The 25,182-nt window shown below is 69.6% G+C and carries 29 protein-coding genes; 10 read left to right on the top strand and 19 right to left on the bottom strand.

Features of this window, described 5'->3' with window-relative positions; genetic code table 11:
- Positions 1-183: 183 nt before the first annotated feature.
- The gene (locus G3I60_RS05760; protein WP_343241012.1) at positions 184-699 is read left to right on the top strand and encodes an ATP-binding protein; all 516 of its coding nucleotides are present in this window, start codon (positions 184-186) and stop codon (positions 697-699) included.
- A 27-nt stretch (positions 700-726) separates the two neighbouring features.
- Here G3I60_RS05760 and G3I60_RS05755 read toward each other — a convergent pair whose 3' ends face one another.
- The 5 genes from G3I60_RS05755 to G3I60_RS05735 all read right to left on the bottom strand — a co-directional run bounded on the left by G3I60_RS05755 (position 727) and on the right by G3I60_RS05735 (position 6,936).
- Positions 727-1,401 (bottom strand): NUDIX domain-containing protein, encoded by a 675-nt coding sequence (locus G3I60_RS05755; protein WP_164293860.1) that lies wholly within the window; start codon positions 1,399-1,401, stop codon positions 727-729.
- A complete protein-coding gene (locus G3I60_RS05750) occupies positions 1,398-1,775 on the bottom strand; it encodes a DUF4406 domain-containing protein (RefSeq protein WP_232485108.1) in 378 nt (125 codons plus the stop codon). Before G3I60_RS05750 ends, G3I60_RS05755 begins: the two co-directional genes overlap by 4 nt.
- A 111-nt stretch (positions 1,776-1,886) precedes the next feature.
- The gene (locus G3I60_RS05745) at positions 1,887-2,672 is read right to left on the bottom strand and encodes a DeoR/GlpR family DNA-binding transcription regulator (RefSeq protein ID WP_164293859.1); all 786 of its coding nucleotides are present in this window, start codon (positions 2,670-2,672) and stop codon (positions 1,887-1,889) included.
- A 141-nt stretch (positions 2,673-2,813) separates the two neighbouring features.
- A complete protein-coding gene (locus G3I60_RS05740) occupies positions 2,814-6,140 on the bottom strand; it encodes a lectin (protein WP_164293858.1) in 3,327 nt (1,108 codons plus the stop codon).
- A 400-nt stretch (positions 6,141-6,540) separates the two neighbouring features.
- Entirely contained in the window at positions 6,541-6,936 is a 396-nt protein-coding gene (locus G3I60_RS05735; protein ID WP_203672304.1) for a DUF805 domain-containing protein, read from the bottom strand.
- A gap of 194 nt (positions 6,937-7,130) precedes the next feature.
- Between G3I60_RS05735 and G3I60_RS05730 the strand changes: the two genes are divergently transcribed.
- Complete coding sequence (locus G3I60_RS05730; RefSeq protein ID WP_138354390.1) at positions 7,131-7,562, top strand: MerR family transcriptional regulator; 432 nt, start codon at positions 7,131-7,133, stop codon at positions 7,560-7,562.
- Between the two features lies 1 nt (position 7,563).
- Complete coding sequence (gene trxA, locus G3I60_RS05725) at positions 7,564-7,899, top strand: thioredoxin (protein ID WP_138354391.1); 336 nt, start codon at positions 7,564-7,566, stop codon at positions 7,897-7,899.
- Positions 7,900-7,982: 83 nt separating this feature from the next.
- On the opposite strand, the gene G3I60_RS05720 is transcribed toward trxA, so the two are convergent.
- Both G3I60_RS05720 and G3I60_RS05715 read right to left on the bottom strand, forming a co-directional pair.
- Complete coding sequence (locus G3I60_RS05720) at positions 7,983-8,570, bottom strand: hypothetical protein (protein ID WP_164293856.1); 588 nt, start codon at positions 8,568-8,570, stop codon at positions 7,983-7,985.
- Between the two features lie 204 nt (positions 8,571-8,774).
- Positions 8,775-9,371 (bottom strand): helix-turn-helix domain-containing protein, encoded by a 597-nt coding sequence (locus G3I60_RS05715; RefSeq protein ID WP_164293855.1) that lies wholly within the window; start codon positions 9,369-9,371, stop codon positions 8,775-8,777.
- An 82-nt stretch (positions 9,372-9,453) separates the two neighbouring features.
- On the opposite strand from G3I60_RS05715, the gene G3I60_RS05710 reads away from it, so the two are divergent.
- Together G3I60_RS05710 and G3I60_RS05705 are read left to right on the top strand one after the other, a co-directional pair.
- The gene (locus G3I60_RS05710) at positions 9,454-10,521 is read left to right on the top strand and encodes an NAD(P)/FAD-dependent oxidoreductase (RefSeq protein WP_164293854.1); all 1,068 of its coding nucleotides are present in this window, start codon (positions 9,454-9,456) and stop codon (positions 10,519-10,521) included.
- Between the two features lie 83 nt (positions 10,522-10,604).
- Entirely contained in the window at positions 10,605-11,246 is a 642-nt protein-coding gene (locus tag G3I60_RS05705; protein ID WP_164293853.1) for a bifunctional 2-polyprenyl-6-hydroxyphenol methylase/3-demethylubiquinol 3-O-methyltransferase UbiG, read from the top strand.
- A 264-nt stretch (positions 11,247-11,510) separates the two neighbouring features.
- Here G3I60_RS05705 and G3I60_RS05700 read toward each other — a convergent pair whose 3' ends face one another.
- From G3I60_RS05700 to G3I60_RS05685, 4 genes are all read right to left on the bottom strand, one after another.
- The gene (locus G3I60_RS05700; RefSeq protein ID WP_164293852.1) at positions 11,511-12,077 is read right to left on the bottom strand and encodes a hypothetical protein; all 567 of its coding nucleotides are present in this window, start codon (positions 12,075-12,077) and stop codon (positions 11,511-11,513) included.
- 4 nt (positions 12,078-12,081) lie between these two features.
- Positions 12,082-12,657: a TetR/AcrR family transcriptional regulator gene (locus G3I60_RS05695; protein ID WP_138354397.1), complete on the bottom strand. Its 576-nt coding sequence runs from the start codon at positions 12,655-12,657 to the stop codon at positions 12,082-12,084.
- A 73-nt stretch (positions 12,658-12,730) separates the two neighbouring features.
- The gene (locus G3I60_RS05690) at positions 12,731-13,591 is read right to left on the bottom strand and encodes an ABC transporter permease (RefSeq protein ID WP_164606746.1); all 861 of its coding nucleotides are present in this window, start codon (positions 13,589-13,591) and stop codon (positions 12,731-12,733) included.
- The gene (locus G3I60_RS05685) at positions 13,588-14,499 is read right to left on the bottom strand and encodes an ATP-binding cassette domain-containing protein (protein ID WP_164293850.1); all 912 of its coding nucleotides are present in this window, start codon (positions 14,497-14,499) and stop codon (positions 13,588-13,590) included. Before G3I60_RS05685 ends, G3I60_RS05690 begins: the two co-directional genes overlap by 4 nt.
- 134 nt (positions 14,500-14,633) lie before the next feature.
- On the opposite strand from G3I60_RS05685, the gene G3I60_RS05680 reads away from it, so the two are divergent.
- Positions 14,634-15,818: a sensor histidine kinase gene (locus tag G3I60_RS05680; protein WP_164293849.1), complete on the top strand. Its 1,185-nt coding sequence runs from the start codon at positions 14,634-14,636 to the stop codon at positions 15,816-15,818.
- Complete coding sequence (locus tag G3I60_RS05675) at positions 15,815-16,474, top strand: response regulator transcription factor (protein ID WP_138354401.1); 660 nt, start codon at positions 15,815-15,817, stop codon at positions 16,472-16,474. The genes G3I60_RS05680 and G3I60_RS05675 overlap by 4 nt, the downstream gene beginning before the upstream one ends.
- 32 nt (positions 16,475-16,506) lie before the next feature.
- Here G3I60_RS05675 and G3I60_RS05670 read toward each other — a convergent pair whose 3' ends face one another.
- The 3 genes from G3I60_RS05670 to G3I60_RS05660 all read right to left on the bottom strand — a co-directional run bounded on the left by G3I60_RS05670 (position 16,507) and on the right by G3I60_RS05660 (position 18,456).
- Entirely contained in the window at positions 16,507-17,100 is a 594-nt protein-coding gene (locus G3I60_RS05670; RefSeq protein WP_164293847.1) for a TIGR03086 family metal-binding protein, read from the bottom strand.
- Between the two features lie 164 nt (positions 17,101-17,264).
- The gene (locus G3I60_RS05665) at positions 17,265-17,783 is read right to left on the bottom strand and encodes a hypothetical protein (protein ID WP_164293846.1); all 519 of its coding nucleotides are present in this window, start codon (positions 17,781-17,783) and stop codon (positions 17,265-17,267) included.
- Between the two features lie 232 nt (positions 17,784-18,015).
- Complete coding sequence (locus G3I60_RS05660; RefSeq protein WP_138354404.1) at positions 18,016-18,456, bottom strand: SPW repeat protein; 441 nt, start codon at positions 18,454-18,456, stop codon at positions 18,016-18,018.
- Between the two features lie 263 nt (positions 18,457-18,719).
- On the opposite strand from G3I60_RS05660, the gene G3I60_RS05655 reads away from it, so the two are divergent.
- Together G3I60_RS05655 and G3I60_RS05650 are read left to right on the top strand one after the other, a co-directional pair.
- Positions 18,720-19,367 (top strand): TetR/AcrR family transcriptional regulator, encoded by a 648-nt coding sequence (locus G3I60_RS05655; protein ID WP_164293845.1) that lies wholly within the window; start codon positions 18,720-18,722, stop codon positions 19,365-19,367.
- Between the two features lie 91 nt (positions 19,368-19,458).
- Positions 19,459-19,989 carry a DUF3592 domain-containing protein gene (locus G3I60_RS05650; RefSeq protein ID WP_164293844.1) on the top strand — a complete coding sequence of 177 codons (531 nt, stop codon included), beginning with the start codon at positions 19,459-19,461 and terminating at the stop codon, positions 19,987-19,989.
- 91 nt (positions 19,990-20,080) lie between these two features.
- On the opposite strand, the gene G3I60_RS05645 is transcribed toward G3I60_RS05650, so the two are convergent.
- Complete coding sequence (locus G3I60_RS05645; protein ID WP_138354407.1) at positions 20,081-20,491, bottom strand: rodlin; 411 nt, start codon at positions 20,489-20,491, stop codon at positions 20,081-20,083.
- Positions 20,492-20,659: 168 nt separating this feature from the next.
- The gene (locus tag G3I60_RS05640) at positions 20,660-21,037 is read right to left on the bottom strand and encodes a luciferase family protein (protein WP_138354408.1); all 378 of its coding nucleotides are present in this window, start codon (positions 21,035-21,037) and stop codon (positions 20,660-20,662) included.
- A gap of 353 nt (positions 21,038-21,390) precedes the next feature.
- Here G3I60_RS05640 and G3I60_RS05635 point away from each other — a divergent pair, with 353 nt between their 5' ends.
- Positions 21,391-22,494 (top strand): hypothetical protein, encoded by a 1,104-nt coding sequence (locus G3I60_RS05635; RefSeq protein WP_164293843.1) that lies wholly within the window; start codon positions 21,391-21,393, stop codon positions 22,492-22,494.
- Between the two features lie 266 nt (positions 22,495-22,760).
- Here G3I60_RS05635 and G3I60_RS05630 read toward each other — a convergent pair whose 3' ends face one another.
- The 3 genes from G3I60_RS05630 to G3I60_RS05620 form a co-directional block, all read right to left on the bottom strand.
- Positions 22,761-23,090, bottom strand: a complete 330-nt coding sequence (locus G3I60_RS05630; protein ID WP_138354410.1) for a co-chaperone YbbN — start codon at positions 23,088-23,090, stop codon at positions 22,761-22,763.
- 88 nt (positions 23,091-23,178) lie between these two features.
- Positions 23,179-24,330 (bottom strand): hypothetical protein, encoded by a 1,152-nt coding sequence (locus tag G3I60_RS05625; protein WP_164293842.1) that lies wholly within the window; start codon positions 24,328-24,330, stop codon positions 23,179-23,181.
- Complete coding sequence (locus G3I60_RS05620; protein ID WP_164293841.1) at positions 24,327-25,136, bottom strand: PP2C family serine/threonine-protein phosphatase; 810 nt, start codon at positions 25,134-25,136, stop codon at positions 24,327-24,329. The genes G3I60_RS05625 and G3I60_RS05620 overlap by 4 nt, the downstream gene beginning before the upstream one ends.
- Positions 25,137-25,182 lie beyond the last annotated feature (46 nt).

Genomic DNA, 25,182 nt, shown 5'->3' with positions numbered 1-25,182 from the left:
CACGGTAAAGTCGACATAGGCTTTACTTCGCGGTAATGCTGCCCTGTGCGGTAAAACCGTCAAGATCTTTTGAGTACGCATAGGTATCCCGTACTCGGCACGACCCACTCCCCCTTGGGAAGTGGCCCCATCCCGTGTCCCGGCCGCCCACGCGAGGGCGTCCCGGGCCCAGTGGAGGCCCTTATGCGCCGACCTCGCCCTTCTACGGGCGCCCCCGCCGAAGCAGATCTGCTGGGGCAGCTGGGTAGTGGGCGGCATTATGAAGGCCCAGCCCTGCACCAGGACCGGTCCCTGGCGATGGTGCCGCGGCAGGATCTCCTGACGGGTGGCCCCTGGCCGTTGCCCCGTACGCCGACGGCGTGTCGCCAGGCCCGGTCGGCGCTCCGCCAGGTGCTGCGGCAATGGGGGATGGAGCATTTCACCGATACCGCGGAACTCCTCGTCAGCGAACTGGTCACCAATGCGGTGCGTTACGCGCCGGGCCCCATCCATCTGACCGCCCGGGGCGGCCATGCGCTGCGCTGCCACATCGATGACGGCAGCAGGCTGCTTCCCCGGCTGCACAACGCCCGCCCCGACGACGAATTCGGCCGGGGCCTAGCCCTGGTCGACCAACTCGCCAGCGACTGGGGTGTGGACCTCACCGACTGCGGCAAATCCGTCTGGTTCGAGCTCAAGGGCGCGAAGCCCCTGAAATGAGCGACAGCCGGACGGGTGGGTCCGGAATTAAGATTCCTGCCGATGGCCCGGGGCGAATGGGCCGTCCAGCGCGGCCCATTGAAGCAGCATGATGGTTTTGGCGTCGGCGATGTCGCCGGACCGGATCAGGTCGAGGGCCCGGGTGAAGGGGAGTTCGACGACTTCGATGTCCTCGCCTTCCTCCGCCAGTCCGCCGCCACCCGTGTCGCGTGTCGCGGAACTGTACGGCGCTGCGTAGAAGTGCAGGCGTTCGGTGACCGATCCAGGGCTCATGTAGACGTCGAAGACATGCTCCACCGCACCGATGGTGTGCCCTGTCTCCTCCGCTGCCTCGCGCCGTATCGCCGTCTCGGGGCCGTCCTCGTCGAGCAGGCCGGCGGCGGTCTCCAGGAGCATGCCGTCCGGGTGGCCGTTCGCGTAGGCGGGGTAACGGAACTGGCGGGTGAGCAGCACGGTGCCGCGGTCGCGGTCGTGGAGCAGCACCGTGGCGCCGTTGCCACGGTCGTACGTCTCACGCTGTTCGGTGCTCCAGTGGCCGTCCGAGTGCCGGTAATCGAACGTGGTGGTGCGCAGGACGTACCAGTGGCAGGACAACAGCCTGACGTCCCGGACCACGACCCGGGGATTGCCGGTCAGGTCGAGGCCGTCCCGGTCCAGCCGGGTCCGGCCACGTCGGTCGGGTGTGTCGATGCCGGCCGTCATCGGGCGGCGGGGATCTCGTCGAGGTGGTGGAAGACCTGCTTGCCCAGCGCTTCGGCCTGGCTGGTCATCAGATCCGCCCCCGCGGAAGGTCCGCCGATGCGCCAGACCGCGTCGCACCTCGCCAGCAGGCGCTCCGCGACGGGATGGAAGATCTCGTCGAACGCCGGGTCGCCGATGCCGGCGGAACCCGCGGTCTCGATCAGCGGCAGGGCCAGCGCCTCACCGGTGACGGGCAGGTGCCCGGCCCGGAACAACGTCAGGGCGGCCTGGTTCATGGCGTGGACGTTGGCGGCGAGCTTCACCGGGTCGTCTCCCGTGCCGGACCGGTAGGGGCCGGCGACCAGGATCATCAAGGGGTGGAACGGGGCGGGCATCAGGCGCCTTTCGTCGGTACGTGTGGTGCGGCAGAGGCGGTGCGTCGGCCGTTGTGCGGTGGGCGCGAGCGGCGGACCCGGTCGGATCGGACCTGGGCGGATCGGGACCGGTCAGATCAGGTGGGTGCGGACGCCGGCGTCGCGCAGTGCGGCGAGCGTGGCGGGTCCGCCGGGGTGCGTGTCCGGGTCGTCGCCGGCCGCGTCGGTGACGAAGGTGTCCACGGCGTTCAGCGGGGCGACCCGGCTGAACGCCTGCACCCCGAGCTTGGTGGCGTCGGCCACCGCGACGGTGCGGCTGGCGCGGGCCAGCGCGGTCTGCTTGACCGCGCAGTCGTCCAGGGAGAACTCCGACCAGCCGTGATCGGCGTGCACGCCGCCGATCGACATGACGAAGCAGTCGAAGGCCAGTCCGTCCACGGCCCGCAACGCCAGGGGTCCGATCAGGGACCGCTCGCCCGGACGTGACTCCCCGCCCAGCACGAGCAGCCGGATACCGGGCTGGTCCGCCAGCCGTACGGCCGCCTGCAGACCGAGGACCGCGACCGTCAACGGTGCCCGCGCGATCAGATGCCCGGCGACGTGCACGGTGGTGGTGCCCGCGTCGAGCAGTACGGTCTGCCCCGGTTCCACCAGTTCGGCCACGGCCGCACCCAGCCGGTCCTTGGTGGCGGCCTGCCAGGGCTCACGCGCCGCGAAGCCGGAACCCTGCTCGGGGAGACCGGCCGCGACCGCGCCGCCGTGCACCCTGCGCACCATCCCCTGGCGTTCCAGCTCGTCCAGATCCCGGCGCACGGTCATCTCCGACACGCCCAGCCGCCGGGCCAGCTCGGCGACCCCCATCCGCTCGGCCCCCTGGACCAGGCGCAGCGTGACGTCGAGGCGGTTCGCAGTGCTCATGCCCCCAGTTCTAACATGAACGTGTTCGTTTTGGTAGATCAATGTGAGATACGCTTGGGCCTGGTCAGGGGGAAGCGTGCCGGGGCGGACGGCGGGAGTGCTCGCCGTCCGCCCCGGTTCAGGCCGTTCGCTCCGTCCCGGTCAGCCGGTGAAGCCGATCCCGAACAGGTGCAGCGTGCCGTCGGCCGTCACCGGCAGGGTGACGCCGGCGATCTGCTTGCCCGCGGTCAGCGGGAGCTTGCTGCTGAACAGGTACGTTCCGACCGTGTCCTTGGATCCGTCGCCGACGTTCCGGTACGGGGTCCTGACGACCGTGGTCGTCCCCGGGAGCGGCGTGCTCCCCCCGGCGTTCAGCGTCCAGTCGGACATGGCCAGCGTGACCTTCTCCGTGGAGCCGTCGGTGTAGGTGACGGTCACCGCGCCGCTGGTGCCCTTCGAGGGGGCGTTGATCGCGGCTCCCAGGAAGCCGATCGCGGTGGCCTTCGGCGGGGCGGCGACCGGGATGGTCTGGCCCGCGGCCGCGATGTTGTCCGGCTTGCCGCTGCCGCCCGGCCACGGGTAGGCGATGCCGTCGGCCGTCACGGTGCCGCCCGTCTTCACTCCGGCCGCGTCCAGCGCGTTCTGCGAGTAGGCCCAGCCCTGCTCGTCGAAGCCGCCGCCGAAGGTCTTGCCGTCGGGGTACACGCCGGTCCCGGTCGCGTACGGCCACAGCGCACCCGGTGCGGCCACCGCCACGTGCAGCGCGGTCGACGGAAGGGTGCCCCCGTCGCTGCCGGTGAGACTGATCGGGATCGAATAGGCGCCCTCGGTACTTCCCGCGGTCACCTGGAGTTGCTGCTCGGCCGGGGAGTGCGCCGGGACGGTGAGGGTGCCGCTGGTGGTCGCCATCGTGACACCGCTCGGCGGCGTCGCGGCCCACGCGACGGTCACCGGGCTGTCGGAGATGTTGGCCAGGTTCAGCGTCCCGGTCCCGCTCGCGACCGGTGCCAGGACGAGCCCGGCGCCGGACGGCCCGGTCGCGGCGATGACGTCGCGCTGTCCTGTGCTGTCGGAGGGCGGTGCGTCGGCGGCCGCCGAGCCCCAGGACGTGTTCGGGGTGGCCGCGAGGGTGTAGTCGAGGGTCGCGCCGCCGGACAGCTTGCTGAAGCTGGTCCACGGCTTGTTCCACGCCGCGCCGTTGACCTTCAGCCCCTGCACGTACGGGCTGCCGGTGGCCGCGGCGGGAGCGTTGATCGTCACGGTGCGACCGTTGCCCAGGGTCACCTTCGCGGTCGGGAAGACGGGGCTGCCGAGCACCAGGGTGTCGGTGCCGGGGGTCTCCGGGTACATGCCCAGCTCGGACCAGACGTACCAGGACGACATGGCGCCCAGGTCGTCGTTGCCGAAGGAACCGACGGGGGCGTTGAAGTACAGCTGCTGCTGCACGTCCCGCACCGCCTTCTGCGTCTTCCAGGGCCGGCCCAGGTAGGCGTACTCCCAGGGGATCTCCACACTGGGCTCGTTGCTCAGATCCGCGTGGGTGCTGTCCGGCTCGGTGAGAGCGGACAGCAGGCCGTCCAGATAACTGCTGTAGGCGGCGGCCCCGCCGCGCGACTGGATGAGCGCCTGGAGGTTGAACGGGACCATCGGGGTGTACTGCGCCGAGGTTCCCTCGACGAACCCGTTGGACGTGCCGGGGGTGAAGCCGGCGGCGAACTCGCCGCTGGCCAGCTTCGCCTGCAGGTAGCCGGTCTGCGGGTTGAAGACGTTCTGCCAGTCCTGCGCCCGGCCGGCGAAGGTGGAGTAGAGGTCCTTCTTCCCGAGGGACTTGGCGAAGGCGGCGATGGCGTAGTCCGCGCTGTCGTACTCCAACTGCGTCGAGACCGGCCCGTAGAAGTTGCAGCAGCCCCATGTGCTGTTGTCGATCGGCAGATAGCCCTTGGCGTCGCGGACGGCCTGGCCCGGACGGTCGCCGTTGGGGTGCGTGGCCTGCCACGTCATCGCGGTCAGCGCGTCCCCGGTGTCGAAGCCGCGGGCGCCGAACGCGTAGGCGCCGGCGATGATGCCGTCGGCGGGGTCGCCGACCATCACATAGCTCTCACCGTTGTTCTGCGCCCACTTGGGCAGGATCCCGATCTGGTGGTAGCCGTTGAGCATCGACGTGACCACGTCGGAGGTCACGGCCGGAGCGACCATCGCCATCAGCTGGGTCTGCGACCGGTAGGTGTCCCAGCCCGAGTAGTTGGCGTACTGGACGTGACCTCTGGCGGTCGTATGGATCTGCCGGTCCATCCCCATGTACTGCCCGTTGCTGTCCGAGAACACGTTGGGGTGCAGCAGGGAGTGGTAGAGCGCGGTGTAGAACTGGGTCTGCTGGTCGGTGCTGCCGCCGCCGATCCTGATCCGTCCGAGGGTCTGGTTCCACGCGTTGTGCGTGGCCTGCCGGACCGTGTTGAAGTTCCAGCCGTGGATCTCCCTCGCGACGTTGCCCGCGGCGTTGGCGTCCGAGGTGTACGAGATGCCGACCTTCGCGGTGACGGTCGCGGACTTCGACGTGTCGAATCCGAGATAGACGCCGTTGGCGCCGACCACCGGCGGATTGGAGGGGGCCTTCACCTTCGACGCGCCGGCCCCGCCGTGGGTCGTCGGCCGCTGCTTCGACGGGAGGGTGAAGTGCGCCTCGGGCGTGGCCGCCCGGGTGGTGGCGGCGGGCAGCTGCTGCTGGGGAGCGCCCAGCTTCAGCGCCTTGGCGTTCGGGTCGACCGTGCTGCCGACCCAGGTGCCGCTGCTGCTGAACGGCCGGTCGAAGCTGATCGTGAAATGCAGGGTGTAGGTGTTGTTCGCGCCGCAGAAGTGGCCGCTGTCGATCGCGCCGGTCACTTCATGGTCGTTGACGATCTGCGCCCGGGTGCCGTCGATCTTGGTGGCGCCGCCGCTCAGCTTGAGCAGGAGATGGGCGTCGGAGCCGCTGGGAAAGGTGAAGCGGCCCATGCCGGCGCGGGCGGTGGCCGTCAGTTCGGTGTTCACGCCGGAGCCGTCGGTGAGCGCGTAGTAGCCGGCCTGCGCGGTCTCCTTGGCGTGGTCGAAGCCGACCGAGGTCGCGGCCAGGTCGCCGGTCAACGCACCGGTGAACGGAAGAATGGGCAGGTCGCCGGCGGCCGGACATCCGGGCCCGGACAGGTGCGTCAGGCTGTAGCCGGAGATCTTCTTGTCGTTGTACTCATAGCCGCCGCCGTCGGGCCGGTGCGGGGTCGTGTCCGGACTCCACTGGACCATCCCGAACGGCGCGTCGGCGCCCGGGAAGGTGTCGACCGCTCCGGAGGTTCCGATGATCGGGTTCACCAGCGAGGCGGGATCGTCGACGAGTCCGGCCGCGTGCGCCGCCGGGGCGCCGAGCGCCTGAACCGGCAGCGCCACCAGAACGGCCGCGGAGAACGCGGCCACAGCGGTACGGAGGACGGGCGCGCCAGTGCGCCCATATCGTGTCATCACGTGGCTCCAGGAGACGATTGGGGATCTTCTAGGTGACATACGTGCGCACTTACCGAAGGCAGAGTTGTGAACTGTCCAGAACTGTTGGTCCACCGACTGACAACGTTGTCAGACCGGATCAACAAATAGTGAAGCCGCCCCCTGAGGGAAAGTCAACAAGGCCTGCCACCAACCGAGTCGGGTCACGGGTGGGTCGCCGATAGGGGGTGTGCGTACACGCATTCGGTGCAGAACGTACAGAAGCGTGGCAGTCAAGAGGCATGTCAGGGCGGTGGTTGGCCGTAACCGTGGGCGCCGGTGCCTGGTATTCGGAGCAATGGAGAGAGCGGCGAATTCAACGCCGCCGGGTATTGCAATCGCCGTTGCACGTAAGTCATTTCCCCGTTCTGGGGTGCCTTTATCGCGCGGGTTCGAACCGTTCGTAGCCCGGCGCCGGGACGGGCTTGGGGGCCGGGCCGTAGGCGTTCGAGTAGGGCTTGCTGTCGCTCACCAGGTAGATGAGCAAGAAGATCCAGCCGACGAGCGGAATGACGCCCGCAAGGAGATACCAGGCCGACCGGTCGGTGTCGTGCAGTCGGCGCCAGATCACGGAAATGCACGGCAGAAGGGCGGCGATGCCGTACGCCGTGGAGAGGTACGGGCCGGCGCCGAGCGACGACTCGGCGACCTGCAATGCGAAGCTGGTGATCATAGTGACCAGGTAGAACTGCCAGAACTCCTTGCGGCGAGCGCGCCCGCGGAAATTCAGATGGTTCCGGAGTGCTTCCAGGTACCAGTTGATGGGGTCCTCCAAGGACAGCGATGGAGCCTGTCCGTGCGGGCCAAGCCAAAGAAATGAATTTATGGGGCGGAAGTCCGCAGGTCAAGCAGTTGCCCGCCGGGCCGGAGAGGTGCGGGGGAGCGCTGTGCCGGGTCCGTTCTGGCCGGCTGAAGTGGTCGTGCCGACGGTCTGGCGTTGACGTCAGGGTCAAGGTCTACCGTCGGGGCATGCGGATCGGTGAGTTGGCGGAACGGGCGGGTGTGACGACCCGTGCCCTGCGGTATTACGAGTCGCTCGGGCTGCTGCCCGCGCGGCGCGCCGGGAACGGATACCGGTCCTACGGCGAGGACGATCTGCGCCTTCTGGCGCAGATCCGCACGCTGCAGGATTTCGGCTTCGGGCTGGAAGAGACCCGCCCCTTCGTCGAATGCCTGCGTGCCGGACATCCGGAGGGGGACTCATGTCCCGCTTCGCTGGACGTCTACCGGCGCAAGCTCGCCGAGCTCGACGACGTCATCGCGCGGCTGCGCGAGGTGCGCGAGCAGGTCGGGGCGCAATTGGCGCGCGCGGAGGTGGAGGCCACCGCGCAGGCGCCGGAGAGCTCACCGCCGCGGTGCGAATGGGCCGGATACCCGGACAACGAGGGGAAGAGGAGCTGAGATGGCGCAGGCGACAGGATTGGCCACGGTGACGGATGCGACGTTCGCCGAGGAGGTGCTGGCGGCCGAGGGACCGGTGCTCGTGGAGTTCACCGCGGACTGGTGCGGACCGTGCCGGATGATCGCCCCGGTGCTGGAGGCGGTGGCCGAGGAGCAGGCGGGCCGGCTCAAGGTGGTGCTGCTCGACGTGGATACGAATCCGGAGACGCAGGCGGCGTACGGCGTGCTGTCGATGCCGACGCTCATGGTCTTCAACGGCGGGCAGCCGGTGAAGTCGATGGTCGGAGCCCGCCCGAAGCGGCGGCTCCTCCAGGAGCTCGACGACATCCTCAACTGACCGCCCCGGCCGCCGGGCGGCCCCCGCCCGTACGCCGGCAGCCCCCGACCGTGCAGCACGGCCGGGGGCTGCCGGTGTGCCGGTCATCCGTTGGTGTTCACCCAGCCGTCGCCCCCGAAGTCCTGGCTGATCTGACACATGGCGATGTTGTAGCTGCCCGACGCCTCGGCCTTCGAGATCACCTTGCCGTTGACGAGGATCGAGCACTTCACGTGGCCCCCACCCTGCAACTGCGCGGTGATCGAGTAGTACATGGGCGTCCCCAGCGGCTTCGTCACCTTCAACGGCACCTTCCCCGAGAAGCTCGACCCGGCCGGTCCGTAGGTGACCTCGGCCGTGCTGCCCTCCACCAGGTACGTCACGGTCTCCGCGGCGGCCTTCGTCTCGGCAGCCGGAGCTTTCGACGGCGGCTTTGTCGCCTGCCCGGTCGTCGCGGCCTTCTGCGAACCGGGTGCTGCGGCCGGTGCGGACGCGGTCGGAGTGCCGGCCTTGTCGTTGCTGTCCTTCTTGCCCCCGCCGGCCACTGCGGCGATCACGCCGATCACGACGCAGAACGCCGCGACCGCGATGAAGGCGGTCAGGCAGCCGTTCCTCTTGCGCCTGGCCGGTGGTGCCTGCGGCGCCTGCGGTTGTTGAGGTTGGCCCCAGCCCTGTGGTTGCTGATACGACACGATGCCCCCAAGGTCTCAAAAAGTTGAGGATTGAAGCATCTCGCCCCACATGTCACCCAGTACTCATAGTTACCAGTCCGTGACACAAAAAACCAGGAGAGGTACGGAGAAAGGCGGATATTCGGTCATCAACCGCCTCCTGGAATGTTATTTCCAGAGTTCGGGTAGCCCGGAAAGCCGGTTCTGCCTGCCCGCCGGCCCCACTCACCCGTCCGTAGCGGTGGGGCGGGCTCGTACGTGCATGCGTTCGCCCTGTGCTCCGAACAGGCTGAGGAACTCGACCGGGTACGTTCCGGCGTTGGCGAAGCCGTGCGGGGTGCGGGTGTCGAATTCGGCGGCCTCGCCGGCGGTGAGGACGAGGTCGTGATCGCCCAGGGCGAGTCGCAGCTTGCCGGACAGGACGTAGAGCCATTCGTAGCCCTCATGCGTCCCCTGCCCGGGGCGGACGTCGGCGCCGGTCCCCACCGGGAGGATCTGCTTGTAGGCGTGCAGCCCGCCGAGGTGGCGGGTCAGGGGCACGAAGGTCTGGCCGTGCCGGGTGAAGGGGCGGGGGCGGATGCGGGGGTCGCCGGTGTCCGGCGCGCCGACGAGTTCGTCCAGCGCCACACCGTGGGCCTTGGCCAGCGGCAGCAGGAGCTCCAGGGTCGGCTTGCGCTTCCCGGACTCCAGGCGCGAGAGGGTGCTGAGCGAGATGCCGGTCATCTCGCTCAGCTGCGCCAGCGTGGTGCCGCGGTCGTGCCGCAGCGCCCGCAGCCGGGGTCCCACCGCGGTCAGTACACCGGGAATGTCGTCGTCTGCCATATATCCATTTGCCATCCCGGCAAGAAACTTTGTCAAGCGGGTGCCGATGGGATGACGATCGCGGTGAACGGAGGCGAGCGACATGACGACACACGCACAGCAGACGACGACCACCGCTGCCCTGGACGAGGAACAGCGCTACGACGTCGTGATCATCGGAGGCGGCGCCGCGGGACTGAGCGGAGCACTGACCCTGGCCCGCGCACGGCGGTCGGTCCTGGTGATCGACGCCGGACAGCCCCGGAACGCCCCGGCGGACGGCGTCCACGGGTATCTGGCGCGCGAGGGCACACCACCCGGGGAACTCCTGGCGGCCGGCCGCCAGGAGGTGATCGGTTACGGCGGCGAGATCGTGTCGGGCACCGCGGCGACCGCCGAGCGCCGCGCGGGCGGGGACTTCCGCGTCGTCCTCGCCGACGGGACCGCGTTCCTGGCGCAGCGGCTCCTGGTCACCACGGGCCTGGTCGACGAGCTGCCCGCGGTCCCCGGTGTGGCCGAACGGTGGGGGCGTGAGGTGCTGCACTGCCCGTACTGCCACGGCTGGGAGGTACGCGACCAGCGGATCGGCATCCTGGGGACCGGTCCCCTCGCCGTCCACCAGGCACTGATGTGGCGGCAGTGGAGCAGCCACGTCACTCTCTTCCTGCACACCGCGCCGGAACCGGGTGACGAGGAGTACGAGAAGCTCGCCGCCCGCGACATCACGGTCGTCACCGGCGAGGTGTCCGGTCTGATGACGGGCGGCGACGACCGGCTCTCCGGCGTGCGGATGGCCGACGGCCGGAAGGTCGCGTGCCAGGCGCTCGTGATCACCCCGCGACTCACCGCCCGCTCGGCGATCCTTGCCGGCCTCGGCCTCGAGATCGCCGAGCAGGAGATGGGCGGCCAGGTGCTCGGCAGCTACATCGCCGCCGATCCTCTGGGCGCCACCGCGGTGCCCGGCGTGTGGGTGGCCGGCAACGTCACCGGCCTGTTCGAGCAGGTCATCGGATCCGCTGCCGCAGGAGTGCGAGCGGGCTCGGCGATCAACGCCGACCTGACGGCCGAGGACACCGACCGGGCCGTCGCCGCCCGTCGCGCCCCCTTCTCCCCGCAGGTGGAGCGCGAGGTGTGCGAACGCGTTCTCGGCGACCGCCGGCACGGCTTGTGATCCGGCCCCACCGGATCCGAACTCATTCGGCCCAGCTACGCACCTTCCCCAACGACACCGCAGATCTGACGAAGGATGCCCCGATGACCGATCACCTCGACCACGCCTCCGCCGAAGAGTTCTGGGACGCCCGCTACGGTTCCAGCGACCGCATCTGGAGCGGCAACCCCAATGCAGCCCTGGTCCGCGAAACGGCCGGACTGACCCCGGGAAGCGCCCTGGACCTCGGATGCGGGGAGGGAGCCGACGCGCTGTGGCTGGCGCAGCAGAACTGGAAGGTCACCGCCGTCGACATCTCCCGGAAGGCACTGGAGCGAGGGGCCGAGCATGCGGCGGCCGCGGGTGTGGCCGACCGGATCGACTGGCAGCGGTGCGATCTGGCGGTGTCGTTCCCCATCGGCACCTTCGACCTGGTCTCCGCCCACTTCCTGCACTCGCCCGTCACGATGCCGAGGGAGCAGATCCTGCGCAGCGCCGCGGCGGCCGTCGCCCCGGGCGGTGTGCTGCTGGTCGGCGGGCACGCCGGATCCCCTTCCTGGGTGGCCGACAAGGGTCACGCCCCGCACTTCCCCACATCTGAAGAGGTCTTCGCGGACCTCGATCTCCCGGCCGGGCAGTGGGAGGTGCTCCTCGCGGACGTCCACGAGAGCGGGATGACCGGTCCCGACGGGCAGCCCGCAACCCGCACGGACAACACCCTGAAGCTCCGGCGCTTGGCGCAGTGATCCCCTGCCCTTAGGACTCGCCTCGCCCCCGTCGGTAGGTGAAGACGGGCCGGGTCACCTGGACAGCGGGAAGCGGCGGCAGCAGGACGGTCAGCGCGATCAGCACCGCGATGCTCAGGACACCCATCACCCCTGTTCGGTGGTGTTCGTTCGCAAGGCCATGGGCCCATGGAACAGTCGCAGCCCGCTGCGATCCGGCGGGTTTTCGACCTCACCCTGAGCGTTCGCGAGCGAGCCGTCACGTCAGCGATGCCGATGAGCCGTTCAGCCGGAGGCTCCGTCGGCATCGGCGGCCTCGGCGGCGGTACGCTCGGCCCGGCGCGCGACGGCGCGCAGCACCTCGAGCCTGATGAACGCGGCACCGCCCAGCCGGATGAAGAGCCAGTAGGGGCGGAAGATCCGTCGCGAGCGGGCGTCGGTGGCCCGCACCCTGGTCTCGAAGGAGACGACGGTGGCGTCACCGTCGGGCACCACCCGCAGACTCATGGCCGCCTTCGCCCACCCCGGCTCCGCGAATCGGGCGAAGGCATCGGCGTCGCCCGGCTCGATCGGTGCGGACGGGGGCCGAAGCCGCCAGAACTTGGCGACCATGCCCTTGACCAGCTCCGCTCCCTCCACGGTGCTGAGGGTCGGCGTCGGGAACGTGTCGAGAAACGGGCCTTTGAGCCGGTTCCGGCCGGTCGTCCGCAGCAGCATCAGCCGGCGCGAGACCGGGAGTTCCTCGGCGGTGACGTCGAGCAGGGCCCGCCATACGGTGGCGGGGTCCGCCGCGATGCGCCGGGTGAAACAGGAGCGGAAGTCGTGGACCGGAAGCAGGCGGTCGAGTTCCATCGGGTCACTCCGGAGTGTCGAGCCCGGCGGCCACCGCGTCGGCCAGCCGCCGGGGCAGGTCCGACGGCGGTGTGCCGCCGAGCATGAACAGATGGACGAAGACGGTGCCGAGCAGTTGCGCGTGCGCCAGTACCGGATCGGACCCGCTGCGGATCTCACCCCGCTGGGTGGCCCGTTCGAGGATCCGGGCCAGTACGTTCTGCTGACGGTCGATGAACGTGGCGGCGAACCGGGTCGCCAACTCCGGGTCGGCGGCGATGTCGGCGATCAGCCCCGGCAGCGCCTTCCGCGCGTGCGGCGCGGACAGCAGGACGATGATCTGCTCGACGAGAGCGGTCAGATCGGCCCGCAGACCGCCGAGGTCGGCGGGCGGGGCGATCTCCGTCCCGTGCACCACGGCCACGAACACCATCTCGGCCTTGGACCGCCACCGCCGGTAGATCCCCGCCTTGCCGACCCCCGCCCGGGCCGCGACGCGGTCGATGCTCAACTGCTGGTACCCGACCTCGTCCAGGATCCCCCGTACGGCGTCACTGACCGCCGCGTCGACCTTGCCGTCCCGCGGACGTCCTCGGTTCATGGCCTCAGCATAAACGAAACGGATCGATCCGTAAATGAACCGGCGAGGACAACGGGCCCGATGCGCCCGGGGCTCACACGTCCCGGCGCCGCACGACAACGATGGCGACGACCACCGACACCAACGCCCAGCAGCCGAGGGCGATCCAGGACCCGGTGATCGTTGCCGGGTACTTACCCGGGTCGAAGTACGGGTTGTCCGGGTTCTGCTTCAGCCGGTCCACCGCGGCGATGGGCAGGCAGTGGCCGATCTCCTTGAGGAGCTTGTACCGGTCACCGCCGAACATCAGGGGAGCGATGAACAGCAGGGACACCAGGCCGACGATCGTGGCCGTGGCGTGCCGGATGACGGCGGCGAAGGCGATGCCGATGAGGGCCGACACCGGGACGATCAGCGCGTACGCCGTGACGGCGCGCAGACAGCCGGGGTCGTTGATGGAGAGGCCGACATGGCGTGAGGCCAGCATGGCGTTGGTGCCGAAGAAGGACGCCGTCGAGATGATCACGCCCATGACGAGGGTGACCGCGGTGACGACGACCACCTTGGCCGCCACCACCGCTCGCCGGTCGGGTACGGCGGCGAACGTCGTACGGACCATTCCGGTGGCGTACTCGCCGAAGATCGAGATGGCGCCGACGCTGGCCGCCGCGAGCATCATGAGGTAGACGGCGATGCTGTTGAGACCGTGGAAGAGCGGGTCGTACCGGTACGGGGGCATCCCCGGCCTCGCGGACTGGTCGATGTAGGTCAGGTCGGTGTGGACGGCGTTGAGATTGACCGCGATGGCGACCAACGCGCTGACCACCAGCACCCAGTAGGTCGACCGGAGCGACCGCATTTTGATCCACTCGGCCGCGAGCAGGTTCACGAACCGCACCGCGGGATCGGTCATTCGTGCCGGCGGCGTTACGGCGGTCGAGGTCATCGTGCTCATCGGGGATCTCCTGCGAGGTATTCGACGCTGCCGGCGGTGAGTTCCATGAACGCGGTCTCCAGCGAAGAGGTCTGGGTCGCGAGTTCGTGCAGCGTGAGGCGGTGCAGGTGGGCGAGTTCGCCGATCCGGGCCGCACTCAGTCCGGTCACCCGCCCCACCGTGCCGCTCTCATGACGCACCGACGCGCCCTCGGCGGTCAGTACGGTTGCCAGCGCGTCGAGTTCGGGCGTGTGCACGGTCACGCCCGTGCCGGTGCTGCGGGCCGAGAAGTCCTCCAGGCTCTGGTCGGCGATGAGCCGGCCCTGACCGATCACGATCAGATGATCGGCGGTGTGCTCCATCTCGCCCATCATGTGGCTGGAGACGAACACGGTGCGGCCCTCGGACGCCAGCCGTCGGAACAGGCCGCGCACCCACAGCACGCCTTCCGGGTCCAGGCCGTTGAGCGGTTCGTCGAAGAGCAGCACCGGAGGATCACCGAGCAGAGCGCCCGCGATGCCCAGCCGCTGCTTCATCCCGAGGGAGAACCCGCCGATGCGGCGCCGCGCCGCCTTGGCAAGTCCGACCTCCGCCAGGACATCGTCCACGCGGTGCAGGGGGATGCGGTTGCTGCGCGCCAGGGCGGACAGATGCGCCGCGGCGCTGCGCCCGCCGTGCACGTCCTGCGCGTCCAGCAGCGCGCCGACATGGCGCAGTCCGCGCGGCCGGTCCGCGAACGGGACCCCGTCGACGGTGACGGACCCGCCGGTCGGGGTGTTCAGTCCCAGGATCATCCGCAGAGTGGTGGACTTGCCCGCACCGTTCGGGCCGAGGAATCCGGTCACCTGTCCAGGTCGCACGGTGAAGGTCAGGGTGTCGACGGCGAGGGTGTCGCCGTAGCTCTTGGTCAGTCGGTCGGCTTCAATCACGATGCCAACGGTGCCGGTCCGGCAACCGGTGCCGCATCGGGCCGACGGCCACCTTCCGCAAGTGCCGAGGTGGCCCCGGGGACTACATCCACGGGCCAATGCGCAGGTGGAGGCCGGTGACCTACGATCGGGCCATGACCGTCACCCACCGTCCTCCATTGCTGAAGCGCTTGCCCATGGGCGTGTGGGTCGGCGCCTTCTGGTCGACGCTCATCCTTGTGCGCTCCTTCCAACGGCCGGACGAGTTCCGTCATCTGACCGAACTCGACGGCAACATCGAGGGTGGCCCGCTGCTCATCGTCGCGGTCGTCACCACCTTCGGTGCCCTGCTGCTGTTCCGCGCGCCGCTGGCGTCACTCGGCCTGGCGCTCGCGGGCGTCGTCGTCGCCCTCGGATCGCGTGTGGTGGAGGCGCCGATCGTGGTCTTCCTGCTGGCCGACGGAGTGGTGGGCTATATCGCGGCCACCCGCTCGCGCCGGATCTCGATCCTCGCCGCCATGCTGCCGGTCGTTCTGGTGACGGCTTTCACGGTCACCCGGCTGATACGCGAAGGGGACGCCGGGATCGCGGCGGAGGCCGCCGTCGCGTCGACCGCGGTCATCGCCTGGCTGATCGGCAACACGATCCACCAGAGCCGCGCCTACACCGAGACGCTGCGCTCCCGGGCCACCCAACAGGCGGTCACCGCCGAGCGGCTGCGGATCGCCCGCGAACTGCACGACATGGTCGCGCACAGCATCGGCATCATCGCCATCCAGGCGGGTGTGGCCAGCCGCGTCATGGACACCCAGCCCGACGAGACCCGCAAAGCACTCGACGCCATCGAGGCCACCAGCCGCGAGACCCTGTCCGGGCTCCGGCGGACGCTGCGCGCGCTGCGCCAGTCGGATGCGGACTCGGCGCCCCTCGACCCGGCGCCGGGACTGGCCGACGTCGGACAACTGGTCGCGAAGACCAGGGAAGCCGGTGTGCGCGTCGACGTCCGGTGGCGCGGCGAACGCAGACCCGTGCCCGCCGACATCGACCTCTCCGCCTTCCGCATCATCCAGGAGGCGGTCACCAACGTCGTGCGGCACTCCGGCACCCGGGACTGCAGCGTGAGCGTCGACTACCGGGACGAGGAGTTGTCCATCGAGGTCGTCGACCTCGGCTGCGGCGGCGAGGGGGGAGCGGGGTACGGCATCGTCGGTATGCGCGAGCGGGTCAGCCTGTTGCACGGCGAATTCAGCGCCGGCCCGCGGCCCGAAGGCGGCTTCCGCGTCGCCGCACGGCTCCCGGTGCCCGCCGGGGCCGGGATGGCCGGGGTGACCGCCCGATGATCCGCGTCATCCTCACCGACGACCAGCCCCTGGTCCGCACCGGCCTGCGCGTCCTGATCGCCGACACCCCCGACATCGAAGTCGTGGGGGAGGCCGCGAACGGCGCCGAGGCGGTGTCCCTGGCCACGGAACTGCGCCCCGACGTCGCCGTCATGGACATCCGCATGCCCGTGCTGGACGGCATCGGAGCCGCGCGACTCATCACCGAGGACCCGCAGTTGCCGACGCGCGTCCTCGTCCTCACCACGTTCGACGACGACGAGTACGTCTACGCCGCGCTGCGCGCCGGAGCGAGCGGATTCCTCGTCAAGGACATGCCGCTGGAGTCCATTCTCGACGGGATCCGCGTCGTCGGCGCCGGTGACGCCCTGATCGCCCCCAGCGTCACCCGCCGCCTCATCGCGGAGTTCGCCGGCCGCCCCGAGCCCACCACCCCGCACCCCGCCCCGGTGGATGGCGTCACCAACCGCGAGCGCGAGGTCCTGACACTCGTGGGCCGCGGTCTGTCCAACACCGAGATCGCCGAGGAACTCGTCATCAGCGTCTCCACCGCAAAAGCCCACGTCGCCCGCCTGTTCACCAAACTCGCCGCCCGCGACCGCGTCCACCTCGTCATCATCGCGTACGAACTCGGCCTCGTATCCCCGCCCCGCTGACGCCTACTGCCAGGGCTTCCCGCCTCCCTGTATCAGGCGGCGGCCCATGCCGGGTCGCGTCCGGTGAGGGCGACGATGCGGTCGAGGAGCGGGGCGTCGGAGGGGATGGCGACGGCGGGGCCGAAGATGCCCTGGCGGGCGGGGGACTGTCCCGGGGCGGCCAGGGGCTCCACGAACTCGCGGCAGCCTTCGAGCGTTTGGACGTCGGCGGAGAACGGCTGCCCGGTGGCGCGGGCGATGTCCCAGCCGTGGATGGTCAGTTCGTTGAGGCCCACCCTGCCGATCATGCCGGCGGGCATCGTGACACCGCCGACCTCCGTCATCCCCTCCCAGGCGGCCGGATCGCGCCAGGCCTCGGCGAGGGTGGTGAGCTGCTCGGGGATGCGGGTGCGCCAGTCCGCGCCGAGCCGGGAGGCGTCGGGGGAGGGCGGTTGGGAACCCTCGCTGAGCGGCGTTTTCCGGGCGGCGATGAGGAAGGCGTGGGAGAGGCCGTCGACATGGTCGAGGAGGTCGCCGAGGGTGTACTTGGCACACGGGGTCGGCGCGGTGAGCTGTTCGTCGGGGATGGCGCCCAGCAGGTCCGCCAGTCGCTGGGCCGCGGGACCGAGGTCGAGCATCGCTGTCATGGGAGTGACTCCTTCGGCGCGTGTTCGCAGTATGCGTGGCAACGAAGGGGTAGACGGCATGGCGCCGCGGAACTCATCGGTCGCGCCGATGGTCGCGCCGATATTGTTTCGCGCGGCAGCCTGGCGGCCCCCGGACGGCCGCGTCCGACCTGGTGGAGCCCGGCCTAGTGGAGACTGCGCTGCATCCACGGCACGAGGTCGCGCTCCTCGTGCAGGAGGTACTGGTCGATCTCGCCGAGCACGAGCTGCGTGGTGAGCGTCATGCCCTCGACGGCCACCTTGCCGGCGATGACGTCGTCCAGGCGGCTCAGCAGCTGAGCACCGTCCTCGCGATCGCGCACCACCGCCACGGAGGCCTTGTCGTGCCGCTCCAGAAGCGGGTGGACCGTCGCTTGTTTCTCCGCGTAGTGCGCCCGGAACGCCTCCCGGAACGCGGGCAGGCCCTCCGGTGCGCCCATGGGAACCCTGTGCAGGTCCTGCAGGGTGGCCCGCAGGGCGCGGCTGCGGGCGATGAGAGCGTCCGTCGCGACGGTGTGAATCTCGTGCGCCTGCGCCTCGTCGTGCCGGCGCTTCTCGGCGTTGGCGTTGAATTCCGCCCCGTGCTGGTTGATCTCGTGCGGACCCTGGGGGTGGTCCTGCGACGGGCGGTTCTGCGACGCGTGGTCCTGATCCGAAGCGGTCATGGTGGGCGACACCTCCTGGTTGCATCCACTCACGCTGTCCTGGTACCCGCAATCCAGGAGCGGACGCCGCCGCGGACGCCACGTCCCCACGAATGGACGCCCGGCCGCGGCCGGGCGTGTCCAGGGTGATCGGGCCGGCTTCCGCCGCGCGCACGGATGGCCGTCCCCGGCTTTCGCCGGCCCCTCCAGGACGACCATCAGTACTTTGTCCGCGTCGGATGTGGTCCCGGCGTCAGGACTCTCTCTTGTTCCTCATCATCATTCCTGCCGCCGCGAGGCCGAGCAGGCAGATGACGGCGCCGGTGATGATGTTGTTCCACATCGCGCCGGTCTCGGGGTGACGGATGACCACCCACGGGGAGACGATCAGCCAGACGCCGATCGCCGCGCACGCCAAGCTCATGCCCTGCATGCGATCCGGGGCCATGGTCAGACACAGCGCCAACACGGCGACCGCGATGCCCATGATCAGGTTGTTCTGTGCCAACTGCGGGGACGTGGGCGCGAAGTGCACCGTCCAGGGCGAGATGGCGGCGTACAGCCCGGCCAGGAGCAGCAGTCCGTCGACTCCTACGATCCCCCGGCCTCCGAGCACGCGGGCGTAGCGATCACGCATTTCCGATACGTCCGGATGTGCTGCGATATCCCCCGGGCGGTGTGACACGTCGGCCATACGACTCGCCTCCTTCGGCTTATGCAAGTCTGACCGCGTTTGCGGTATCTACCGCGAGTCCATTGTGCGCCTAAGTTGCCGTTATGTGTAGGTTCTGCCGTGCCGTGCTGGCGGCCTCCACCGGACAGGGTGTCCGACACGATGTTGGACACCGTGTCCGACCGCCATTAGCTTAGGAAATGTCCGATCTGGAGGGAGTGCGATTCGGAAACGCACCTCACCGGAAGGACCGGAAGGACCGGAAGGACCGGAAGGAGGAAGGAATGGCCTCGATCACCCGTCCCCGTTCGCAGCAGTCCCAGCGGCGCGCCGGCACCGAGCGCGTGGTGTTCGCCGCGGTGCAGCGCCTCCTCGACGCGGGGGAGTGCTTCACCGAACTGGGTGTTCGGCGCATCGCCAGCGAAGCGGGGATCGCGCGCTCCACCTTCTATCTCTGCTTCCAGGACAAGACCGAGGCCCTGATCCGGCTGACCGCCACGATGAAGGACGAACTCTTCAGCAGGGGCGCGGCCTGGCGCCCCACCGGTCCGGGCGGCGGACCCGAGGCGCTGGCCGCCGTCTACGCGGGCCGGCTCGCGTACTGCCGGGAGCGGGCGCCACTGCTGGCCGCCGTCGCGGAGGTCGCCGCGTACGATCCGGTCGTTCGCGAGGCCAGGGCGCAGGAGATCGAGCGCTTCGCGCACCACATCGCGTCGCTGCTGGAGGAGGAGCAACGCGAGGGCCGGCTCTCCGCGGACGTCGACCCGGTGACCGCCGGACAGGTGCTCGCCTGGGGCGGGGAGCAGGTCATCGCCCGTCAGGTGACGACCGGCGACGTGGAGGACGACGCCAAGGTCGCCCGCGAGATGGCGTACGGCCAATGGTTCGGCACCTACCGCCGCCGGCCTGGCCCTGACGGGACGCCGACCTGAGCCTGGCACCGAAGTGATCATCCCTGCGATGCTGATGCCCCGGACCGGCTGGAGGGGTGTTCGTCCTGATACCAAGCACGACGGGGAGCCGATGAGCACGCGGTCGGCACGTCCGCCCAAGGCCTTCGGCTATCTGACCGTCATGTCCGTCGTCATGATCGTCGTGGGGCTGGGCGGATTCATCATCACCCTGGTGTTCACCATCCCCGGTCACACCAAGGTCGCGTCGTCCCTGAAAAGTCGCGGAGTTCAGGCTCAGGGGACGGTGACGAGGTGCCAGCAGGGCACTACCGACGAGAGCGGTACGGAGCAACCCGTCACGTGCTGGGTACGGTTCACCCCGCCCGGCGGGCACTCCGTCGAATCGTCACTCGCCTTCAAGACGGAGCGAGTGGGCGACGGCACGGCCATGGCGATCGTGTACGACCCGGAGGACACGGCCGTCGTCGCCCGCCCCTCGGACCTCGGCTACTGGAACTCACTCGTCCGGAATTCGTTGGACGTGGTTCTGCTGGCCATCTCCGCCGTCATGGTCCCCCTCGGAATCGCGGGGCTCCTTCTGCGGCGCTTCCTCTCGCGGTTCAGCCTGCGGCCGGTGCGGAACCTGGCGCCCCGCCCCTGAAAACGCCCCCTGAACGCCCCTGAGAAACGGCAGGGAAAACGGCACTGGCCGCCGGTGGTCACCGGCGGCCAGAACGTTCGAGCGGGGTGTGTCAGTGGTTCGCGACACCGTTGCCCGACAGGACCGGGATCTGGTCCAGGATGTGCGACAGCGGCTCGTCGCCCTTGATCTGCGACGAGTTCTCGGTGCACTGCTGGTTCTGCGGGGAGGACAGGACGTTGATGTCCTGCACGCTGATCGGGACCAGGCCGACGAGCGAACCGACGTTGGCCTTCGCCGGCAGGCCGATGCAGGGCTTGTTGAGCGAGCCCTGGATGAGGCCGAACGAGGGGCTCATGTAGCCGCTCGTGTAGGTGTTGCCGTACGACTGCTCGGAACCGTTGCCGTTGGTGGTGCTGGCACCGCCCGAGTCGCCGATCGCCATCGCGGGCGCGGCCATCGCGGCGGTGGCGCCGACGACGGTGACAGCCACCGCGGCCGTGGCGAGGAACTTCTTGATCATCACAAGTCCTTTTTGTGCGAAATTGACCTGGTACCGGGTCTGCCTGATCAACTGTCCCGCGCGGATTTGGTTATGGGGCTTCACCCGTATGGAGGCAAACGAAAGGGGCCCCTGGGACTTGGAGTCCAAGTCCCAGGGGCGCCGGGGATCCTGCGTGCTGAGGTGTTGTCAGGCGGCGTATTGACGTTGATGGGTGCAGGGATCCGCGGCGAGTCCCGAGAGCTCTTCCTCCGCGACGGCCGGACCGGCCTGGAGCGCGGCGCTGACCAGGGTGATGAGCAGGTCGATGTCGGTGCGGCAGTCGAGCCGGACGGTCACCCAGCCGGAACCGTGGTGCACCCTCAGCGCGGTGGACTCGCTCAGCGCCGGCAGCAGTTTGGCGACCATGGTGCGGGACAGGTGCACCTCGGCTTCCTGCGCGCTGTGGAAATGGACTATCTCCTGGGCGCCTGTGCGCACGCAGTACTCACTGCCGCAACTGGCCCGGCCACCGGTGAGACCAGGCCAGCTCATCAGCTGTTCCCTGGCATGTCTGGCAGAGTTCATGGCATCAGCCTGCCGCAGATTCCCCGCCGCGCACAGAGGTTGGGGGCGCCATCCGGCCGCCGGTAGGCCGCCGGATGCAACGTCACTGGTCAGGGCCGCGGAATGCGCCCGAAATTCTTGCTGTGGTCGATGCCGTTCTGCCCTCCGGGGATGTGTGACCGGAGTGCGGCCATGGGTTCGTCGAATGTCACGAAGGCTGACCTGTCCGGGTGAAATCTGTCCTGCATGAGGGTGTGCCTCGCCCCATGAGTGGTCCGAGTGTGCCTGCCGGTGGAACGTTGCCCGCTCGACGGCCCGTGTCGATGCGACCGTCCCGAGCCGAAGCCCATACAGCACGACAGCAAAGGTCTGGCATGCAGAAAATTCGAAGTGCCCTCGTCCTGGGTCTCACTGCCGCTGCGGCGATGGCCCCCACCGTGGCCATCGCCGTACCCCTGGTCACCGACTCCGGCTCCTCCCATCACCGCAGCGTGCTCCCCCGTTCCGGCCACGGCGACACCTCCTGGACCGACTGGTACGGGTGGAGCGACTGGAACCTCTGGAAGGACTGCGGCCACGGTCCGTGCGGGCCCACCGGTCACGCCGGTGACACTCACAAGGAGGAGCACGCGAAGGGCGGCTACGGCAGCGATTCCGGTGGCAGCACCGGGGGCTCCAGCTCGGGCGGCTACGGCAGCACCTCGGGCGGTTCCAGCGGCGGTTCGTCGGGCGGTTCCAGCGGGTCCTCCGGCGGCCACAGCACCGGTGGTTCGACGACCGGCGGTTACGGCAGCACCACGGGCGGATCGTCCGGCGGTTCGTCCGGCGGGTCCAGCGGCGGATCCTCGGGTGGCACCCATGGCGGGACCACCGGCGGGACGCACGGTGGAACGACCGGCGGCTCCACGTCCTCGGGCGGTAGCAGCTCGGGTGGCACCAGCGGTGGGTCCTACGGCGGGACCACCGGTGGCAGCACGTCCACGGGCGGTTCCACCGGCGGTACCCACGGTGGGACGACCGGCGGCACCCATGGCGGAACGACGGGTGGGACGCACGGTGGCACCACGTCCTCGGGCGGTTCCTCGTCGTCCGGTGGCTCGTCGTCCTCCGGCGGCACTTCGTCCTCGGGCGGCACTTCGTCGTCCGGTGGCACTTCGTCCTCGGGTGGTTCCTCGTCCTCCGGCGGCTCGTCGTCATCCGGTGGCACCTCGTCCTCCGGCGGTTCCTCCTCTTCGGGCGGCACCAGCACCACCGGTGGCAGCACGTCCACGGGCGGTACGTCTGGTGGCACTCACGGTGGAACGACCGGTGGCAGCCACGGTGGAACGACCGGCGGCAGCCATGGTGGGACGACCGGCGGGCTCGCCGAAACGGGTCTGGGTGGCAACGAGCTGGGGCTGGAGATCGCCGCGGCCGCCAGCCTGGTCGCCGGTGGTGTCTTCGTGGTGGCAACCCGCCGCCAGCGCCGTCAGCAGTAGCCGGCCGTTGTCCAACGGCGTCGCGTGAGCGGCGCCAGGGAGACCGTCGGATCCCCGGATCCCGTCCGCCCGGATGCGCTGAGCGCTCCGGGCGGACGGGCCGAACCTCCCGACCTCCCGCAAGAGATCAGCTGACGAATCAGCCGGCGCATCAGCCGGTGAGGTCGACCGGCACTGTCAGAAGATGCGTGCCGTTTCGTTGCCGGAGTGTCCGGCGGTGGACCCGGTGCTTCCCGTCCGGTCAGTACGGCCCGGCCGCGGGGCGCTCAGAGGTGCGCGTCCAGGAACGCCGTGAGCTGCTCGCGGGTCATCGGTCCGGTCCCGGTCGCCGTCACCTCTCCTTGGACGAGCAGGAGAAAGGTGGGTGCGCCGGTCACGCCGTAGCGCTTGGTGGCCGCGGGGCAGCGGGTGATGTCGGTCTTCACGGTGGTGAGACGGTCCCCGTACGCGCCGGCCAGTTCGCGCACGATGGGGTCCATCTCCTTGCACGCCTCCGACCAGATCCCCCAGAAGTAGGCGAGCACCGGTCCGTCGGCCCTCGCGAGGATGAAGTCGAACTCCTCGTTCTCCATCGGTTGGTGGACCCGGCTGGCCATCGACTCTCCTTGTAGTGCGATCGGTACGGCAGCGATCGTCCTGGCCCGCTCCCGCGGGCTCGCTGCTGTGCCACATCACATCACGAGGTCAGTTGGCCAGCGCTCCCAGCAGGATCAGGAGGACGATCAGCGCCGCCACGATGATCATGGAGTTGCGGAGGGCGTGCGACTCCTTGGGAATCGCCGGCGGCGGCGGTGGAGGCGGCAGAACGACGTTGAAGTCGTCCTGGCCGGTACGCCCCGCGCGCTCGCACCAGGGGCAGGCGTGCAGATGCGAGCTGTAGGTGTGGCGGGGCCGGACGGGGCAGCTCTGGACCCGGCCGCGTTCGTGGTCCAGCGCCCGCAGCCAGTCCTCGGCGGAGGGACGGGCCTGCGGGTTCGACACGCCGGGGCCGAAGGCGGCGCGGGCGAGGTTCAGCAGGGTCGGCGGCAGGACGGCCGGGTCGATGACCCCGCGCGGGACGATGATCCGCTCCGGCTGGACCACGTACGAGCAGCTGGCGGCGATGTTGTCCTTGACCGTCGACTGCGAGTCGCTGTCGTGCGGCACACCCCCGAAGGGATGGTTCCCCACCGTCAGCAACTGGTAGACGAGCACGGCGAGCGCGAAGTCGTCGCTGGCCGGAGTGGCCGGCCCGCCCTTCTGCCGCTCCGGGGCGCAGTAGTCCGCGGTCTGCATCAGGCAGGGGAAGTACTCCTGGGTGGCGGGATCGGTGAAGGCGATGGAGTCGCAGTCCAGGAACGTGACGAAGCCGTTCGCGTCGACCACGACGTTGTTGCTGGAGAAGTCTCCGACGACCAGGCCCTCGTGGTGCATCCGGGCGGTCATGAAGGCCAGGTTCCAGCTGACGCCCAGCAGGAATCGCCAGTCCACCCGCTCGGGGAACAGCCGCAGCCGCTGCGCGCGGGTGAACAGCCCGACCAGGCGGATGTGCTGCGGCTCGCCGAACCGGTTCATGGCGTAGCCGAGGAAGTCTCCGCCGGGGCTGCGCGCCGGAGCCGTCGGCCAGGCCAGCTCGGACGGCTGGGCGCGGTCGGTGGGCCGGCCGCCCAGCGGGGTCATCGTCAGCATCCGGGCCAGCCGTCGTTCCTGCTCGGGTCCGGGGGTGTCCCGGTAGAGCTTGACGACGATCCCGTCGTTGCCGACCACGGTGTACACGGCGGCCTCGCCGCCGCTCTTGAGCGGCTGCTCGGAGAGTTCCACCGGCAGGCCGTTCAGCAGAATCCTGTGCCCGGTCATGGGCGCACCGCCCTCAGCAGCGTCTTGTCGTCGGCGTTGACCGCGGTCAGCTTGTCCGACCGCAGGAGTAAGGCCAGCGCCTCGTCATCCTCGTCAGGGTCGTCACCGGGGGAGTCGAGCGTCCGCAGCATCGCGGCGACGAAGGACGCCCTTGGTTGGTGCGGCTGCCCGTCCACCCAGGTCAGGGCGATCTGCGCGAGTCCGTCCGTCGACAGCAGCACACCGTCGACCTCGGGGTCGCGGACGCAGGCGGTACGCACCCACCGCTCCGCGTCCGTCGAGGTGAGGAACACGGTCTCGTTGCTGTACTCGCTGGCCGCGGCCGGCTGGGGCAGCAGATGGAACTGCGGCACACCGTCCACGGTCCCGGCCCTGAGGACGACGAAGCCGTCGCCGACGCTGAGATAGCCGATCCATCGCGGGGTGAGCACCGCCACCGTGAGCGTGGTGGCGAAGTCGTTCGACTCGTCCCCGGTGCGCCGCAGGAACTCGTCGCGGACGTCCAGGAACGCCTCGCGCAGCGCCGCGCGCACGCCGGAGGCGGTCGGGGGCAACTCGGCGGAACGCCGCGTGAAGCACTCGACGGCCAGCTGCACCGCGAGCGCCGAGCCCTCGTCGGAGCGGGCGCGGCTGCCCGCTCCGTCGGCGACGGCCAGTACCGTCACCGAATCCTCCGGCGGTCCGGAGACCGTGTACAGCCAGGAGTCCTGGCACGGGGTGCCGGTCCGCCGGTGGCGGTAGCCCTCGACGCTGACGCCGCGGACCCGCCACTGCGCGCCGGGGCCGCCGCTGCTGTCATCGTCCATGTGTCGTCTCCCAGTACCCGTCAGTACTCTTCAGGTCCCGTCGGTT

Source organism: Streptomyces sp. SID13666 (assembly GCF_010548325.1).
In the GTDB taxonomy this organism is placed as follows: domain Bacteria; phylum Actinomycetota; class Actinomycetes; order Streptomycetales; family Streptomycetaceae; genus Actinacidiphila; species Actinacidiphila fildesensis.
This window is presented reverse-complemented; position numbering and strand designations above follow the sequence as displayed.